13 protein-coding genes and 1 tRNA gene are annotated in these 18,413 nt (G+C 55.9%); 11 read left to right on the top strand and 3 right to left on the bottom strand.

Features of this window, described 5'->3' with window-relative positions; translation table 11 throughout:
- Nucleotides 1-10: 10 nt before the first annotated feature.
- From VFX97_07810 to VFX97_07800, 3 genes are all read right to left on the bottom strand, one after another.
- On the bottom strand, nucleotides 11-1,534 hold the full coding sequence (locus tag VFX97_07810) for a transporter substrate-binding domain-containing protein (protein ID HEX5703087.1): 1,524 nt from the start codon (nucleotides 1,532-1,534) through the stop codon (nucleotides 11-13).
- A gap of 109 nt (nucleotides 1,535-1,643) precedes the next feature.
- Complete coding sequence (locus VFX97_07805) at nucleotides 1,644-2,636, bottom strand: SDR family oxidoreductase (protein HEX5703086.1); 993 nt, start codon at nucleotides 2,634-2,636, stop codon at nucleotides 1,644-1,646.
- Between the two features lie 20 nt (nucleotides 2,637-2,656).
- Nucleotides 2,657-2,947 carry a hypothetical protein gene (locus VFX97_07800; GenBank protein HEX5703085.1) on the bottom strand — a complete coding sequence of 97 codons (291 nt, stop codon included), beginning with the start codon at nucleotides 2,945-2,947 and terminating at the stop codon, nucleotides 2,657-2,659.
- Between the two features lie 331 nt (nucleotides 2,948-3,278).
- On the opposite strand from VFX97_07800, the gene VFX97_07795 reads away from it, so the two are divergent.
- The 11 genes from VFX97_07795 (at nucleotide 3,279) to VFX97_07745 (ending at nucleotide 18,383) form a co-directional block, all read left to right on the top strand.
- Nucleotides 3,279-3,401 (top strand): hypothetical protein, encoded by a 123-nt coding sequence (locus VFX97_07795; protein HEX5703084.1) that lies wholly within the window; start codon nucleotides 3,279-3,281, stop codon nucleotides 3,399-3,401.
- Nucleotides 3,402-3,587: 186 nt separating this feature from the next.
- On the top strand, nucleotides 3,588-4,391 hold the full coding sequence (locus VFX97_07790) for a tetratricopeptide repeat protein (GenBank protein ID HEX5703083.1): 804 nt from the start codon (nucleotides 3,588-3,590) through the stop codon (nucleotides 4,389-4,391).
- 84 nt (nucleotides 4,392-4,475) lie between these two features.
- Nucleotides 4,476-4,552, top strand: a tRNA-Met gene (locus VFX97_07785).
- A gap of 425 nt (nucleotides 4,553-4,977) precedes the next feature.
- The gene (locus VFX97_07780; GenBank protein ID HEX5703082.1) at nucleotides 4,978-6,546 is read left to right on the top strand and encodes a hypothetical protein; all 1,569 of its coding nucleotides are present in this window, start codon (nucleotides 4,978-4,980) and stop codon (nucleotides 6,544-6,546) included.
- Between the two features lie 53 nt (nucleotides 6,547-6,599).
- Nucleotides 6,600-7,781, top strand: coding sequence for a tetratricopeptide repeat protein (locus VFX97_07775; protein ID HEX5703081.1), 1,182 nt, complete (start codon nucleotides 6,600-6,602; stop codon nucleotides 7,779-7,781).
- Between the two features lie 52 nt (nucleotides 7,782-7,833).
- Entirely contained in the window at nucleotides 7,834-10,407 is a 2,574-nt protein-coding gene (locus tag VFX97_07770) for a hypothetical protein (protein ID HEX5703080.1), read from the top strand.
- A gap of 31 nt (nucleotides 10,408-10,438) precedes the next feature.
- The gene (locus tag VFX97_07765) at nucleotides 10,439-12,322 is read left to right on the top strand and encodes a GMC family oxidoreductase (GenBank protein ID HEX5703079.1); all 1,884 of its coding nucleotides are present in this window, start codon (nucleotides 10,439-10,441) and stop codon (nucleotides 12,320-12,322) included.
- 18 nt (nucleotides 12,323-12,340) lie between these two features.
- Entirely contained in the window at nucleotides 12,341-13,192 is an 852-nt protein-coding gene (locus VFX97_07760) for a patatin-like phospholipase family protein (GenBank protein HEX5703078.1), read from the top strand.
- 2 nt (nucleotides 13,193-13,194) lie between these two features.
- Nucleotides 13,195-13,620, top strand: a complete 426-nt coding sequence (locus tag VFX97_07755) for a hypothetical protein (GenBank protein HEX5703077.1) — start codon at nucleotides 13,195-13,197, stop codon at nucleotides 13,618-13,620.
- Between the two features lie 36 nt (nucleotides 13,621-13,656).
- Nucleotides 13,657-14,727, top strand: a complete 1,071-nt coding sequence (locus VFX97_07750; protein HEX5703076.1) for a hypothetical protein — start codon at nucleotides 13,657-13,659, stop codon at nucleotides 14,725-14,727.
- Nucleotides 14,728-14,771: 44 nt separating this feature from the next.
- A complete protein-coding gene (locus VFX97_07745) occupies nucleotides 14,772-18,383 on the top strand; it encodes a S8 family serine peptidase (protein ID HEX5703075.1) in 3,612 nt (1,203 codons plus the stop codon).
- The last annotated feature ends 30 nt before the right edge of the window (nucleotides 18,384-18,413 follow it).

Here is an 18,413-nt window from a genome sequence, read left to right as displayed (position 1 = left end):
CCTCGCTGACTTAAGTAACTACAAACTGTTTATAGTGATCGAAGCGCTCGAGAATATTGTTGACGTAATTAACCGGTTCAAGACCGCGACAAAAACCGAACTTTACTACTGCATCCGCTGAGTACTGCTGCGTGGACTTCTGCAACAGCCAATAGGACACGTCGTCCCATTTCTTCGGGTCCCCTCCATACTTTTCCGTCAGCCGTTGTGCGTCTTCTACGTGACCGGCGCCCGTGTTGTACGAAGCCAGCACAAACTTGAGCCGCTCGTTCTCGTCCGGAATACGCCGCTCCCAGTAACGCTGGAGCCATTTCAAAAACTTCACCGCCCCGGAAACGTTGTCAGCCGGATCGAGCGCGTTGGTAACCCCAAACTCCTTTGCCGTTTTGGGCATCAGTTGCAAAAGTCCGGTCGCGCCCGCCCACGAACGCGCCGCCGGGCGGAATCGTGATTCCTGGTATGCCTGCGAGGCCAATAGTCGCCAGTCCCAATTCAGCTCGCCCGCGTATTGCTTGATCAAAGCATCAAATTCGCTGAGCTTGCCGGTCTTCGAAGTGAGATATTCACTGGTGACGCGTTCCAGATAGCGACGGCGATCGATGAAATACTTTTGATAAAGCTGATCGAAGAGCGGCCCATTTTGCTTCTCGTCAATCCAGCGATTCAGCTCGTTTGTCAACTCAGGCGAATTCTTTCTCATCGCCCACGCCACGCTGTGTGATGCCCCCAGAACCGGACGTATTTTCAGGTTCTTGAATTCAACTTCTTTAAGCTCAGCAAGATTTCTTTGCATCACCGTGAATTGAATTTCGCCGCGGGCGACCTTCTGTGCCAGCGTTTCGTCCTGGATCTTTTCGCCCATCTCAACGATGTGAATGTCGCCGGAGATCTCATCGGACAATTCGATCAGCGTGCGGCGATAGCCTGACTCTTGAGGCAGCGTCACCGTGCGCCCGGCCAGTTGCGCCGGGTTCGTGACCAGCCGCGCCTGGATGTCTACTTCCGGCAGCGTCTGTGAAGGCCCGGGAGCCAGCGCCTTCTCTGTCCCTTCGCCGGCCTCCGACGGAGCCTGCTCCTGTTGCACCAGCGCAGGTTCGGTACGATAGAGCGCGTGCGTGAAGGCGACGTGCGATTGAACATCCGGCTGTTTGGGAGGAATAAGCCGCCCCGCTGCGATGTCGCCGTCGCCACTGTTAAGCAAAGGGAAAATGCTTTTCGGATCAGTGACCACAACCATCTTGAGTGGAACACCGAGGTCTTTCGCAAAAGCACGTAGCAGTTCGTATTCGTAACCGAGTGGCTCGCCTTGATAGATGAAATAGGTCGTCGAGTTGTAAGGAGCAAGAACCACCAGCGCGCCGCGCTCGCGAATCTGTGCCAGGTCACGACTGATAGGATCGCCCAAAGGCAGATTCGAGCGGCGATCGATTTGATCGATGGCGTCGAGTGCGGGTGGGCGACGTCTGCACGACAACCCGGACGAGAGAAGGAGGGAAATAAGAACCAGTAGCACCAATCTAGTCCGGAGCTTCATGACGCATTCTCAACGGAAGTAGAACAACAGCGCAGGGGCCGGCGAAGAACCAGGAACCGAGGGCAAAGAGCCAGGAGAGGGAAGCCGCTTCAGCGGGTCGCAAGCCGACTTAAGCCGCTGTGGTCTCGCCGCCTAACAGCGTCAGAACTTCGCCGGTCACATAACTCGAATCAACGTCCGACGCGAAGTAAACATAAGCCGGCGCGATCTCTTCCGGCTGCGCGGGACGTTTCATCGGAGTGTCGGCGCCAAACTGTGCGACCTTTTCCGCTGGCTTGTCGGAAGGATTTAGCGGCGTCCAGACGGGCCCCGGCGAAACGCAGTTCACGCGGATCCCTTTCTCGACCAGATTCTGCGCCAGCGATTTGGTGAATGCGTGAATCGCACCTTTGGTCGATGCGTAATCCAGCAAATGCTTGCTGCCTTCGAGACCGGTGATGGAACCGGTGTTGATAATTGCCGAGCCTTTTTTCATGTGCGGTAGCGCGGCTTTCACCAGATAGAAGTAGCCGTAGATGTTTGTCTTGAACGTGCGGTCCCATTGCTCTTCAGTCAGTTCATCAATCGAATCCTGACTCTCCTGGTAGGCCGCGTTGTTGACGAGAATGCTGAGCTTGCCGAAGTTATTGATCGTCTTTTCGACGGCCTTCCGGCACGAATCCGAATCGCGGGCTTCCATCGTCATCATCAACCCGCGGCGGCCTTCGCGTTCGATTGCTTCTTTCGTTTCGCGCGCATCGCTTTCCTCTTCTTTGAGATAAGTGAACGCGACATCGGCGCCTTCGCGCGCGAAGAGCACCGCCACCGCGCGGCCAATGCCGGAATCGCCGCCGGTTATCAGGGCTACTTTGCCGGCGAGCTTGTCAGACCCCTTGTAATTCGGCGCTTCATAACGCGGACGTGGAGTAACTTTTGATTCGAGTCCCGGCTTCTCCTGATGTTGCCTGGGCATTGGAGATTTCGGTTCGGGCCGTTGATGAATTTCCGCGCTGCGTCGCGTCGGCGTAGATGCAGAACGCGGAAGGCGCTTCTCGGATTTCTTTGTTGATGCCTTACGCGCGGTCGGGCGCGCTGATGTTCGTCTCTTTGTTTGTCGTGCCATGATTATTGTCGGATTCGATACTACGAACTCTTCTTCCTTCCGCCCTTTTTCTTTGCGCTTTTCTTTGTTCCCGCCTTCTTGGCAGCTTTCTTACCGCCCTTCTTGCCGCCTTTCTTCGAGGCCGAGCGGTTTTCTTTCTTGCCCCGGCCTGAGCCGCTCTTCTTGCCTCCGCCCGACTCTTTGTTCACGGTTGCCCAAGCGCGCTTCGCGGCCTCCTTTGACGAGACGCCCCGCTCCTCATAACTCTCTTCGATGTGTTCAGCTTTGCGTTTCTGCTTGTCGGTGTATGCGCTTTTGTCTCCTCTGGGCATAAGCTCACCCTCCTTTTGTCGATACGACATGCAACCACTGCACCTTCTTTGCACATTGCTCGCCGTGCAAAAGAGACGACCATATCCGCCAGGCCATCTGAATGTCAGTTGCGAAAACTAAACAGAATCACAGTCGCGATGTACCGGACGCATACACGTTCGTTGGCTGAAAGCTAAGTGACGAACCTCGTTCGCGGTGGTTTTGCACGATTCATTATTAGTAAGCGGGAATTTCGAATGAGGGCACGTTGGTTGCTCTTGTTCAAGCGGTGAGAAACTGTTTCTCAAAGTTCAACGACCGCAACTCAACTAAAGCAAAGGCGGCTTAACTATGGAAGGACCACTACGAGGATGTCTGGCTGGCGCGGCCGCCTGGAAATTTGGCGGCGGTTTGTTCTCAATGATTCTTATCTTCATCGTCGTTTTCTGGCTGCTGGGATACGTGAACTGTTGATGGCTGGTCAGTAGTCCGTTGTCAGTAGTCAGTCGCGGTCTGTTTGCCCGTCGACCTGCAAATTTCGAAAAGGCGCATGAATAACGGAATCGACAACTGACCACGAACAACTGACCACTGCTGCCGGTTGTTTTATTGAAAAACTTTACCCAAACTCGCGGATTTTCGTGTACGCTTAGGCCCTGAATGGCCGACAAGAGTCGCAAGGTCCTCTCATTTCCGCAACCAGTCCCCGCCAAGGCGGATTACCAGCGCGTCAAATCAAATTACTCGATTCGTGAAATCAAGCAGATGTTTGGCTTGAGCGAGCGCACGATTCGTCGTTGGACCGAAACCGGAATTATCCAGGCTGCGGCGTCGGCAAACGTCGAAGAAGTCACCTACGACTTTCAGGCGCTGACGCTCTTCCGTCGCGTCCGCGACATGCGCACGCACGGTTTGACGATCAAGCAGATCGAGGCCGAGCTGCAGGGACAACTCAGTTTGTTTCGTGCTGAAGTCGGGAACGTGCAGGTCTCGCGTCTGTTGACGCCGTTCGAAGAAGCGCTGCTGCTTCATGAACAGGGCGACACGCAGGCTGTTGAGTTCTACCGGGAAGCGATCGCGGCGGGGGACAACATCGCTGAGGCCTATTGCAACCTCGGCATCATCGATCTCGATCGCGGCAACATGGTCGGCGCGCTCGACAACTTCACGCAGTCACTGAAGCATGATCCGCGTCACGTGGAAGCTCACTACAACCTGGCGAACCTCTATTACGACGCCGGCGACTTTCCGCTCGCGCGCCTGCACTACGAAGCGGCGACGCAAATCGAGCCGAACTTTTCGTTGGTTTACTACAACCTTGCGCTGGTCTATCACCGTCTGGCGAACGTCGTCGGCGCGCGCCATGCCCTGCACAAATACAAAGAGCTTGAGCCCGGCGACGAAGAGATTGAATTAGTCGATCAGCTTCTGAAAGCCATGGAGCTGGGCCGGCCGAATGTCTAGTTTCAAGTTTCAGGTTTCAGGTTTCAAGTTTGGGGGCGAACTTGAGACTTGAAACCTGAAACTTTAAACTGGCTGTGAGTTTTTGGCGGGGTAGCTCAGATGGTTAGAGCGTGGGATTCATAACCCCAAGGTCGGCGGTTCGATCCCGCCCCCCGCTACCAACGCTCCGTTACTTTACGGCGGCCAGCGCACTTTGGCCGCTTTTCTATTGCGCCTTCTTACTCTGCTTCGACTTTTCCGTCAGCAGTTCCTGTTCGCGCGGATTTTCAGCCAGGCTAGTTGCCGAGCCTTCAGTATAACGACGAACGGGAAGACCGGAATTCGACGAACTGCCCGGAAAAATTTTGGTTCTTGGGTTTTGTCACTCGAAAATTTTTCTCGCAAAACTGACTACTACCACCGCTTACCATTTTATTGACGCCCTATAACGCTCGTGATAGACTCCGCCGCGATTTGGAATCGGGCATAACGATCAATGCTTTTTAGCTTAGCTTCCTCGCTGTAGATTCATCCCGAGATCGCTAAAGTCCGCTTCCCTTACAACTAGCCTGACACGTTCTAATACTCGGAAGGATGGGCCACCCTCATGGCTGACCACAACGATCCAAACGCAGTCAATTCGATCTTCTCTGATATCGACATCAGCGCTGCTGACCTCTATGACTTGTTCGGCTTTCCCAGCGCGGATACCGACGGCGGCGAAAAAGTAGTCATCGCGCTCACCTTTGCCTCGATACCGGCGGCCGGTGTTTTCGACACCGACATGCTTTATCGAATCCTGGTGTCCCCGGATCCGAGAGTGGTTGGTCCAGGTTCAGATGAACACACATTGAAAGGGTTGCTTAAATATTTCGACGCTATCAAAGAGAAATTTCTGGGACCGTCAAAGGCTTCCGAGATTCGCGTCACAGTTGATCAGAGTCAACGCGCCTCAATCAAATTCATAGACTTTCCCGGCGCCAGTTTCTCGACGGTAATCGATACCAACAAGGTTACGACTATCGACACGCCGAACGGTCACGCGATTAAAGCGTACATCGGCGGCCGCGACGATGCTTTCTTCAACGATCTGACCGGCTTCTTCCGCTCGATCAATTACGCACCCCAGTTCTATCGCGTCCCTCACACGATGGCCGGCTCGCGCGAACTGAAGATTCCCAAGACGCTGATCGAACTCGAAGGCAATCATCTATTCAACTTTGATCCAAACGATCCCGAGTGGGGCTACGGCGATAACAAACGCGAACTTCCGCCCGGCCCACACACCTGGAACGGCGACAAGTTTTTCAAAGATGCCAACGGCAACTTCCGCTTCGTCTACAGTGGCCGAGACTGCCAGGCAGGCATCAACATCAATGCGATCATTCTCGAAATCCCGCTTGCCTTCATCACGAGTGCGCCCGATCACAACCGGATCGTTAACACGTGGGGCGAAAGTTGGGTGTTAAAAGCTGCAGACAAGATCGAGACGATTCCCGATCATCCGTTCTGGCTCGAGAATCCCATATCGCTCATCGGTCAACTCAAACTCGACGATGAGTTGAAGAAGTACAAGCTGGTCGATACTGACGGACAGCCCTTTGCCGACGCTGCGCTGAGCGAGCGGGAAGATAATCGTCAACTCGGAGCCAACAACTTCTGGCTCGGGCCGGCTTTCGTCAAGCGGCTGGCCCATCTCGGTTGGGGATTTGGACCATCGATTAGCGCGCTGGGATTACAGACGTCTTTCGATCACGACAACTCACCGGTGTCGGTCCATAAAACGTACTCCCTCGCGACGCTGGCATTTCCGCGCGCGAAGAAAACTCTGTTTCAGAGCCTGAACATGCCCGACGACAGTTGGAATCCCAAAGGGCTGAACATTCCCTTCCGCCGACCCGTGGAAATCTTCGTGCCCAATGTTTGCGCGATCGATATGGATACCACGGGCACCTGGCCTTATGGACGCCGGCTGGAAGATCAGGTTGCGACTCGTTTTCTCTCGATGTTTCTTGATATGGAAGCCGAATTGAACGGGAAGAAGTATCACATCGAGTTGCTCAACGATCCCGCGTTGTGGAACAGCGCGCCGATCGAGCCGAAGACGGTGCCGAATCCGATGAAGAACGACAAAGAGTTTCTCAGCGACTTTCCCTATTTAGCAGAGCCCTGGTAATCCGCTGACTGGTTCGCGGCTTCACTCCGCCGTCGCGCGTTCGCAGAGATCCGATGATTACCAAAAGAACTGACTTCGAAAACGAACTCGAGCGAATCCATCAGGGACTTGCCGAGATCAACGGCAACGCATTGGCCCTCCCGGTCGACAGCGCGAAAGTATCGCGGCTGGCGTACCTGCAATATCAACGCGCGTCGCTCACCGGCGACCTGGACGCGCTTAACGACGCCGACGCCACCCTCGATCACGCGATCCGCCATCTTGGTCCAAGTGGCGACTTTTATTTCCTCAAGGCGAATATTCACTTCAAACTTCACCGCCTCAACGACGTCGAACAGGATCTCCAGCTCGGTCGCGATCTATTGCTGAGCACTCCCGGCCGGGCCTTGAAAGCGGACTTCGATTTTCAGAAAGGTCGTTACCAGGCCGCGCAAGAAGAATACGAAGCACTGATTGCGGAAGAACGCACCTGGGACGCGCTCGCGCGTCTCGCTCATCTCCACTTCAAGATGGGCGATCTCGAAAAAGCCGATCGTCTGTATGACGAAGCCGCCGACGAGCTGACCGCAAAAGAGATGCGACATTACTCTTGGCTCGAGCTGCAAAGGGGCGTGGTCGATCTGAGCCAGGGCGACTACGACAAAGCGCGCCGGCATTATGAACGCTCTGAACGCGCGTACTCGGGCCATTGGCTGGTTGACGAACACATGGCGGAGCTATTAGGCGCGCAGGGAAAGTACGAGGAGGCGGAAGCATTTTATCGGAGCGTGGTTGAGCGAGTGCCACGTCCGGATTTTCAACAGGCACTCGGCGAACTCTACATCTCGATGGGAAATAGTCCTGAGGCTACCAAGTGGTTAGACAGAGCGCGGACTGGTTTTCTGGAGTCGGCGGCCCTAGGCGAGGTCCACTACTATCACCACCTCGCAGACTTTTATGCAGACGTAGACGAAGACGGCCCGGAGGCGGTTAAGTGGGCGCGGAAGGATCTCGACCTCCGCAGAAACTTCTCAACGTTGGCGGCGCTTGCGTGGGCTTTGTATCGCGCGGGACAGTTTTCAGAAGCGAAAGAATTGATGGATGAGGCGCTCGCCTCAGGCGCAAAAGACGCGCGACTGTTCAAAACGGCCGGAAAGATCTACCAGGCCGCCAGTCCAAATGGTAAGGGCGCCCGCTACCTGCAGATGGCCGCCGAACTCAACCCTAATCTCAATAACTTCCATGTGCACCGGTAATCTCGAAACGATGCTGCCAGTTTCGACATATCTATAAAAGGAGCGAAAATCCATGCCAGGAAGAAAAGTCAAAATTCTGGGCATCATCATAGCCGTGCTGTTGATCCCGGTCGGGTTCATCGTGTACCGGCTTGTTTCTCACAAAGGACCCAAACCCGGAACGGTCCTCGATGAAGCCCGACAGGCAAACCGGGCGGCCAGTTCTTTTCCGGCCGCTGATGAAGACTACTTCCGCGACATGGATGGCGCGATTCCGCTCACGCCCGATGAAGTAAAAGGTCGCAACACTTGGGTTGTCTGGACCGGCGGCAACGATCGTTTTTGGGACACGATAAGCGCGCGGAGTTTCGGCGCTTTAGATCTGCTGAAAACGCTTGCCTCGTATCCGAATCCAATCTCCAAAGATCCGAATGACAAACTGAAGTTTAGCCGCGACAATCGCTGGTACTACCTTGGACTCGTCAACGAGCCGTGCTTCGAGAAAGCGACGGGCCCCGATCCGGAACGGTTCGGACTCTGGCTCGACAAACGAATCGTATCGCCTGAGTGTCCTCCCGATCCGTTTGAAAATGAAGCGAAGTATCCGGGCGTTGTAGTTGGTTCGCGTGGTAAGCCTCTGCCGGCGGGCCGGGAGAATCAGTATCTGCCAAAAGACCGAAAGATGCCGGTAGGTTCTTTCTACGGTTATGCGACCGGAATCGTCGGGCTACGTTTGTTTCCGAACCCGGCCTTTGACGCCGCCGCGGCGGAGAAATGGGATCCGGAGCGTTACTACAGCGATCCGACGTACTACTACTCAAAAGATATTGTTCGCCCGTATCGCGTCGGCATGTCGTGCGCCTTTTGTCACGTCGGTCCCGATCCCACCAAGCCGCCGGCAGATCCCGAACGTCCCAAGTGGGAAAACCTGAATAACAGCGTCGGCGCGCAGTACTTCTGGATCGATCGCATCTTTGACTGGAAGTCAGACCCGTCAACTTACATCTATCAAATGTTCCATACTTCGCGGCCAGGCTCACTCGACACGTCGTTGGTCTCGACTGACAACATCAACAACCCGCGGACGATGAATGCGATCTACAACCTTGGGCCACGGATTGATCAGGCAACTCGCTTTGGAAAAGAGACCCTTGGTCCGGGCAGCGACAACAATAAGCAGTTGAACGATTACGTGCCGGCGGGCGATCCATTGACGAAGTTTTTTACGCCGCCGAACACGGTTTACTCGCCGCGTGTTTTGAAAGATGGTTCCGACTCGGTGGGCGCCCTCGGCGCGCTGAATCGGGTCTATCTAAACATCGGTCTCTTCAGTGAAGAATGGTTGCTCCACTTCAACGCACTCGTCGGCGGCAAGACTGTTACGCCGATTGAAATCGCAGTTGCGCGCAAGAACTCCAGCTACTGGGAAGCAACTGAAGCGCAAACGGTCAACATGGCGCGCTTCTTCCTCAAGGCTGCATTGCCACACAAGCTAAGCGCGGCTCCGGGTGGTGCGCAGTATTTCAATAAGGGCAAGCCGACTGAACCGGCGTACGTGAAGAGGGTCGAAAACGGCAAGAAGGTCTTTGCGGAAAACTGCGCCCGTTGTCATTCAAGCAAACTGCCGGCGCCAGACAGTCCCAAAAAGATCATGGAAACGCAGGGTTGTGCGGGACCGAACTATTTGCAGTGTTGGGAAGAGTACTGGGCGTGGTCAAAGACGGATGAGTTCAAGACGAAGATGCTGGCGATCGTCATGGCGCCCGACTTCCTCGACAACAATTACCTTTCAGCGGAGCATCGTGTTCCGGTCACCCTACTGCAAACCAATGCATGCAGCCCGCTGGGCACGAATGCGATTCGCGACAACATCTGGGACAACTTCTCTTCCGACACGTACAAAGATCTGCCCCCGGTCGGGCCGATCAAAGTGATTCATCCGATCACGGGTGAGGAGCGCGCATACCAAATGCCGGGTGGTGGTCGTGGTTACACACGACCGGCGTCGCTCGTCAGTCTCTGGTCCACCGCGCCGTTCCTGCTCAACAACGCCGTCGGCACTTTTTATTGGAGCGGATCCGTCGATGATCGGATGAAGTCGTTCGACGATTCAATCGAGCAGATGTTGTTGATAAAAGAGCGCGCGACAGATCCGGTGCTGGCGGCGCGGGGCGTCAAGGCCGGCCTCATCGATCGCACCACGCAACGCTGTTTCATTACGGTGGCGCCGGGATACGTGCCGAACCTCGTCGAGGGTTTTGGCGACTTGTTTTTCCCGAGCCTTTTCTCCGAAGACGGTGGTATCCAACTTGGTCCAATTCCACCTGATACGCCGGTGGGACTGCTGGCGAGTTTGGATCTTCGTCCTGAGGGTCTGGGTTTTTGGGGGCGAGCTCAATATGACTGGAAGTTGCTCGGGCTGGTTAAAGAAATCAAACAGAAACTCAAAGAGTTGCCGCCGAACGCAACTGATGAAGAGGCAAAACGCGTCTTCGAGCCCCTCGCTAACAGTTTGATCGCGTTGAGTAAGTGTCCCGACTACGTAGTGAATCGTGGACACTACTTCGGCACCGGCCAATTCGGCGACGACTCACGTTTGAGCGAGCAGGACAAACGCGATCTCATCGAATTTCTCAAAACCTTTTAGGACGCCTGTCGCAGATTAAGAGAAAAATAAAATGAGTGCACCACAGTTTGATTACATCGTGGTTGGATCAGGCGCCGGTGGCGGTCCGCTGGCGGCGCGCCTGGCCGAAAAAGGGAAGTCAGTCCTGTTACTCGAAGCCGGCGGCGATCACCAGCCGTACAACTATCAAGTGCCCGTCTTTCACGGCAATGCCACCGAAGATCCCGACATGCGTTTGGATCATTACGTGCGGCACTACGAAGAAGAAGAGCGGCAGAAACAGGATCCGAAATACCAGGTGGAGCTGAAGGCCGGGCGAAACGGCGTCTATTACCCGCGCGCGCGCACCGTGGGTGGCTGCACTGCGCACTACGCGATGATCATTATTCGCCCACACGATAGTGATTGGCAGACCATCGTCGATGCCACCGGCGACAACAGTTGGGCGCCGCGGAAAATGGACCAGTATTTCGCGCAGGTTGAGAGCTGGCGTCATCGTTGCGCAAGCTCTTCCGGCCATGGCAAGGAAGGTTGGTTGCCGACACGTAACGCCGACACCATCTCGTTGGCCCGCGCGGCCATCATGCATCATGACCCGTCGATTGGTGAGATCGTCAAGCACTCGTTCTGGTCACACCGAAAACTTCTTCCGTTTCGGTTTTGGAACCGGCCGTGGTTTCCGCTCAGCGTGCGCTGGCGAGCGCGAGTCGATCCGAACGATCTGCGCTTGCGCCACGGCGAAGGCGTGATCCTGGTGCCGATGGCCATCGACAGCCAGGGCCGTCGCGCGGGCACGCGCGAACGAATCAAGACCGCCGCAAAAACCGGCAACCTGGAAGTGCGGACGAACTGTCACGTGACGGAGCTCATCTTTGATGACGCCGATGATAAGCAGGTAGTCGGCGTGCGGTACCTCCAGGGCGAAGGACTCTATCGCGCCGACCGCAACCCGGAACGATTTGGAAAACCAAACGGTCCCCCACAGGAAGTGCGCGCGAAACATGAAGTCATCCTGGCTGCCGGGGCATACATTACGCCGCAGTTGTTGATGCTCTCCGGCATCGGTCCGCGCGAAGAGTTGGAGCGGCCAGAGATAAACATTCCGGTGCGTGTCGATCTCCCCGGCGTCGGCAAGAACCTGCAGGATCGATACGAAGTGGGGATCGTGGCGGAATCAAAGGAACCCTTTAGCTTGCTTGCTAAGGCGACGTTTGCCGGGCCGGCCGAAGGTGAGGAGGGAGACGAGTTCTTCACCCAATGGAAGGACAAATACACCGGCTTGTACGCCACGAACGGCGCGGTAGTCGGATTTCTGGCTAAGTCCAGCGTCGCTGAGAACAACGAACCCGATTTATTTATCTTCGGCGTGCCCGGAGCTTTTGTCGGCTATTACACCGGCTGGGCCAAGGAATCCACCACACCGCCGCACAACAAATGGACATGGCTGTTGCTGAAAGGACACGCGCGCTTTCGCGGCAAAGTGACCCTTAACTCCAGCGATCCACTCGATCCGCCTCACGTTAATTTCAATTACTTTGAGCGCGACGAAAGCGGCAAACTAACGCCCGACTCTGAGAAGGATCTGCAGGCGATGCGTGAGGGCGTCGCCATCGTCAAGAGCCTTTTGAAAGGAACCAAGAACCGATTGCCCGTCGATCCCGAGTGTATGAAGGGAGTGGATCTGAGCTCGCAGGAAGGAATCGACAAGTTCGTACAGGATCGCTCCTGGGGCCATCACGCATCGTGCACGTGCAAGATCGGCGCCGACGACGATCCGGATGCAGTTCTTGATTCAAAGTTTCGCGTGCGTGGAGTCAAAGGACTGCGCGTCGTGGATGCCTCGGTATTTCCTCGCATCCCGGGATTCTTTGTAGTGATGCCCATCTACATGATTGCGGAAAAGGCGGCCAACGCCATTCTCGACGATGGGGAATGAGATCCGAATCGAGGGGAAATGCCAAAGCGATCGCTGATGCTCGCCGGAGCCGGACTCAAGATCCCGTTTCAGGCAGGTGTGCTTCAAGTGTGGCTCGACGAAGCGGGCATCGAATTCGATCACGGTGACGGCGTGAGTGCGGCGTGTTTCAACCTGGCGATGTGGGTGCAGGGGATGAGTGGCACACAGATCGCCGACAATTGGCGTAACTTCAAACCCTTCACCGCGGTTAACGTCAACTGGTCGCAGTTGCCGCTACTCTTCTTCGCCGAATCGTTTTTCGAGTTGGACGCCTTCCGAAAAAAGATCTTTCCCAGGTGGGGAATTGATCTAAACAAGATTCGCGCCAGTCCGCGCGATGGCACATTTAATGTCTACAACTTCTCGAAACACCAGCTGCGTCCCGTCACGACCCCGGAGCTCACAGAAGACTTTCTGATCGCAACCGCGTCGTTGCCGATGTTCTTTCCGCCGGTGAAGATCGAAGGTGATACGTACATCGATGCGGTCCTTAACACGGCTACTAATCTTGAAGAAGCCATTCGTCGCGGTGCTGATGAGGTCTGGATAATCTGGAACACGAGTGAGCGCGGCAAGTGGGGCAAAGGCTTTCTCGGTAACTTCTTTGGAATTTTTGAAGCCACGGCGAATTACAGTTACCGGCGGGTACTGACGCGGATTGACGCGAACAACGCGGCGATCGAACGTGGATTACCAGGTGAGTTTGGACGACCGATCAAAGTCTACGAATTGAAGGCGGAGGTCGGCTTACACTATCTCTTCAACTTCAAGCCGCGGCGCTTTCCCGAGGCAGTGGAAGAAGGCGTGAGCGCCGCCCGCGCCTGGTGCGAGGCTAATCGAATAGGCTGAATATGGAGGATCAACGCCGGTTTCTAGTGAGCGCCGGAGTCTTGCTTTTTATCCTGGCGTTGGTGACCGGGATGATCATGCCGTGGCTCGCCAACATGCGCATGGGATTGAGCGCACATTTGGTCGGGCTTCTCGGCGGCCTGTTCTTGATGGCCATCGGCGCCATTTGGCCGCTGCAAAACTTGCCGGGAAAGTGGAGCACGGCGGCCGCTAGGCTCGCGGTGTTCAGCTCATATTTGAATCTTTGTACGAGTTTTTTGGCCGCGGCTTTCAGCACGAACCGGCTGACGCCTTTGGCGGGTTCGGGCCGGCTGGCTGCCGCCTGGAAAGAAAATATTGTTACCGGCGGCCTGGTTTTATCGTCAGTCGCGATGGTGAGTTTCTGCGTCCTCGTGCTTTGGGGACTGCGCCGCGCGAAGGCGACCTAGACGACCAGGCATCGAAACCAACCCTATTGAGGCCTCATGAAGACAGACTATTCCGGGATCGAAATTACCGAGGCGGACCGTAGTTACAACGGATCGCGCTTTGCCGAAGTACGAGAGGCCGTCTTCAAGAATCCATATCAAAAAGTTTGGGGCAGCTCCGCGGCGCCGCCCTTGCCCACCTATAAAGTCACCCTCGCGAGTGTCCTGCGAGGCGTGCTCCCTTTCGGAAAGTCATATGTTTTCCGCAAAGCCATTGAGCGCACGGTTGATTCGCATGCGGACTTGCGCTGGGGCGAGAATGGCAAGGGCTTTCGTCGCCTATTGCATCCGAACGGCGTTTGCCTTACGGGACTTTGGGAGATAACTGAGGCGACCGAATACTCAGGTTACTTTCGCAAAGACAGTCGCGGCCTCCTGATCGCGCGCTATTCAACCTGTTGCACTGAAACGCGGCGCGGACACACTCGTTCGTTGGCAATGGTGGGAAAATTGTTTCCGACTACTGACCCCGAACATCAACAACCGCTGCGGACCGCGAGTTTTTTTACGCAGCAGGACATCGCGGGGGAAAACACCGACTACATAAATGATGCTGAATTGCGCAGCGCGCCTGACGTGCATGCCTGGCGGCGCGGTTGGGGAACACCAATTCTGATTATTACCGGGCTCGTGTTTCAGATCGTTGACCGCGAGCCGGCGCAACGGCAACTGTACCAACTGGCCGAGCTGGATAAGTCCGACAGCGAGCAAACGCGATGTCCAAACTTTATGCGACTCACGGTTTCCCCTGAGCAGCCGAGAATCGAAGATCGCGACCTGGATTTTCGTGATGAAATCATGGCGCAGATCTTTGACCGAGGGGATCCGGCGCCCAGACGTAAATTAGTCTTCAACATTGAAACGACGGACGAGGGTTCGCGTCGGGGACCGGGCGTGGCGCAAAAGTTCAGTTTCAACAACTGGCGTCGGATTGGCAGGATTACTTTTGACGACGCGGTAATTTCTTACAACGGTGATTTTGTGATCCATTTTAATCATCCGACCTGGCGATCCGATCGGAATAATCCATCGACGGCGACGCGGGTGCACGAGCGCAAAGTGCATTAGTCTCGCGTCCAGCAGATCCAAGTTGCTCTACTGAGGAGGGGACGATGTCCAGTTCAAATCGCGTGCTGGTAAAGCTCAAACCAAACTTCGGGCTCGCCGCAGCTGCTTCAAAAGTCAATCTGAGGCCACTTCATGATCGGCCGCGGCAGTTGAACGTGTTCGGCCTGAGCGATACTCCCGAATGGTATCTCGCCGACTTGCCGGACACCGTCGGCCCAAATCCATGGGATTTGGCGCATGCTCAGGTCGCCGAGCAGCTTGGTGTCGACGCTTCGGCGGTACTCTTCGCTGAACCCGACTTGGACCAAACATTCGACGACGGCAGTGAATTGGTTCCCGGCGGCGCGGCGATGGCGGCGGCTCCGGCTGCCGGCGGCCACACGCCGCAGGACGACAAGAATAACAAGGTTACCGGACCGTTCGGTGGGCCGCCTTCATTTGGCTGGCACCTCGGGCCCGAGTACACACAACTCCAATGGGCACGTTCCGCCGTCGACTTCCGCGATCCGCGCACGCGCATCGCTCACATCGACACGGGATTCGACCGAAGTCACGTTGCTAAACCCGCTCGCATCGTGCTCGAGCGTAGCTTTGTCGAAGGCGATCCGGATCCGAATAAGGCAGAATCGCGGGCCGCGCTGGGCCTGTTCCCGGAGAATCTCGATCACGGCACCGGCACGATTGGAATTCTGGCCGGCGCGGGTGTCGACTTCCTGGGCGGCGATTTTCTGGGCGGCGCGCCCGGGGCGGACGTAGTCACGCTTCGCATAGCGGATTCCGTCATTCTGTTCAGGACCAGCGCGTTGGCGCAGGCCTTGCAATTTGCGATCGATAATCGCTGCGACGTCGTAACGATGAGCATGGGCGGCCTGCCGTCCAGGGCGTGGGGCGAACTGGTCAACAAAGCTTACGAGGTGGGTATCTGCATTTGCGCGGCGGCGGGCAACAACGTCATGGGGCTCCCATCGCGTCACGTCGTGTATCCGGCAAGATATCACCGCACCATCGCCGTGTGCGGCGTGATGGCCAACGGAAAACCTTACGATGGAATTACGGGGCGCCAACTTCAGGGTAGTTGGGGGCCGGCCAGTTCAATGACGGCCGCGATCGCCGCGTACACACCCAATATTCCATGGCCGGTCTTCAAGCAAAGTCCTGAGATTCGCGAGAATGGCGAAGGCACGTCCTCGGCTACTCCGCAGGTCGCGGCCGCCGCGGCAATTTGGTACGAGAAGTACAAAGATCGTCTGCCACGCGACTGGCGCCGCGTGGAGGCGGTTCGTCATGCCTTGTTCAGCTCGGCAAAAGATAAGAACGTTGACCCGGAACACTTCGGCAACGGCATCCTGCAAGCCCATTTTGCACTCAATGTACAGCCGGACCTCAATCGGCCGCAGACGCCGCCTGACAGGGATTCGTTTGCCTTCTTGCGTGTGTTGACCGGATTGGGCATCTCCGAGGCGCCTCCGCGCGAAGAGATGTTCAACCTCGAGTTGACTCAGCTCTATTTGGCGAACGATGACGTCCAGGGCGTTAGGTTGCAAGAAATTATTGATGATCCGGCAACGCCGCCAGGCGATAAGGCGCTCAAGGAATTCATGGATGCCGTCATCGCCAATCCGAAGGCTTCGCTCACTCTGCGAAAGCATTTAGCCGCTCGCTATACGTCGGTGGTTGGCGGCTCAGCACCTGGCGGTCCAGCACCACGCTTTCCAGTCGAAATCGTGCCGCCGCCGCGGCCCGTCAGCGAGAAAGGGGTCAAGCTCGTCAACCCAACGTTCCGCCGATTGCGTTGTTATGCAGTCGATCCAAGCTTCTCGACTCAGCTTGAGACTGCCGGGATTAACGAAGTGGTGCTCAAAGTCAGGTGGGAAGAACTAAACAGCAAAGAGTTCATTGACTCATCGGAAGACCCGAAGACTCCCGGACTGACTGGAGAATACGTCAAGGTCGTCGATACGGATGCATCCGGCACGACGTATGATCCTGTCGACCTGAATGAACCAAAACTCCTGGCGCAGGATGGTTGGCCGCCGGCAGAAGGCAATCCGCAATTCCATCAGCAGATGGTTTACGCCGTAGCGATGAAAACCATCGAGCACTTTGAACGGGCATTAGGCCGGCGTGTGCTCTGGCGTGCAAGGCAAACGGACAACCGGACAAAATTTGTGCGCCAGCTTGAAATACAACCGCACGCGCTGCGCGGGGCTAATGCTTTCTACAGTCCGCCGGGGGTTTCGCTACTCTTCGGTTACTTCGAGGCGTCGGCTGACGATCCTGGCGATCATGTCCCGGGTAGCAGAGTTTATTCATGCTTGTCGCATGACATCATTGCCCATGAAACAACCCATGCGATCCTCGACGGCATGCACCGGGAGTTTAATGAAGCGACAAATCTGGATGTGCTGGCCTTCCACGAGGCCTTCGCCGACATCGTCGCACTTATGCAGCATTTCACCATCTCCGAGATCCTCGAGAATGTGATTACCCGAACCAGAGGCAATCTGGAGGAGGAATCGATTCTTGGCAGCCTGGCGGTGCAATTCGGCAGGGCCATCGGCGGACGGGGCGCCTTGCGCGACGCGATAGGAAAGTTTGGTAAAGATGGAACCTGGACGAGGATTAAGCCAGACCCGGCGGATTACGAGAAGACGAAAGAACCCCACGCGCGTGGAGCGCTTTTGGTAGCGGCAGTGTTCGATGCCTTCCTGGCAATTTACAAGACTCGTACTGCGGACCTGTTGCGAATTTACACGGGCGGCACCGGCGTCCTTAAGGCGGGGGCCATCCATCCTGATCTCGTACACCGGCTATCGGCTGAGGCGTCGAAAACAGCGGGTCACATGTTGAATATCTGCATCCGCGCGCTCGATTACATTCCGCCGGTGGATATCACTTTTGGCGAATATCTGCGCGGATTGATTACCGCGGATGCCGATCTGGTGCCGGACGATCCTTATCATTATCGGGTCGCTTTCGTTGAAAGTTTTCGCAAACGCGGCATATATCCGTTGGATTTGGACACGCTGTCCGTGGAGACGCTGCGCTGGCAGGGCGTCGACCTGTTTGAAGGCTTTAAGCAGGACGAAGCAACTGAGAAAGCGTTGGAAGCGCAACTAGGAAAGTTTCTCGAGCATTTAAAGCGGTACGCGGACATTTGCTTCTACTCGCCCACGCGCGAAGCGTTGTACGACGAAACCTGTACGTACCTCGAATCGCTGAAAAAAATGCTCACCAGCATTTTCAAGGATCTCAAACCGAACCTGCGGAAGCAGTTTGGTGAGCTAATTGGTCTCGATCCTGATTTGCCTTTCGAGATTTGCGATATGCGACGGGCGATGAGGATGGGCTCAGATGGCCAGCACAAGCCGCAAATCATTTTGGCACTGACGCAGTCGCGCCGCCTAAAAGTCGATAATGAGGAGTTTGATTTTCGCGGTGGTGCTACCTTGATCGTGGATCTCAGAACCAAAAAGGTCCAGTACGCTATCGCCAAGAGGATTAACAGCACGGGCACGATCGATGGTCAAACGCGCGAGCAACGGACGGCGGCCTTCCTGAATGGTGCTGTGCAGGATCCGTTACAGCGGCTTTTGCTGACACCGAAACAAGAGCCGTTCGCCGCGTTGCATTCACTGGGCGAGGTGATTTCGTAATCGTTGCGAGCGGCGCAGCACGCGCGGGCT

Source organism: Pyrinomonadaceae bacterium (genome assembly GCA_036277115.1).
Taxonomy (GTDB): domain Bacteria; phylum Acidobacteriota; class Blastocatellia; order Pyrinomonadales; family Pyrinomonadaceae; genus UBA11740.
The sequence above is the reverse complement of the archived record's forward strand: the minus strand, read 5'-3'. Positions and strand labels throughout refer to the sequence as shown.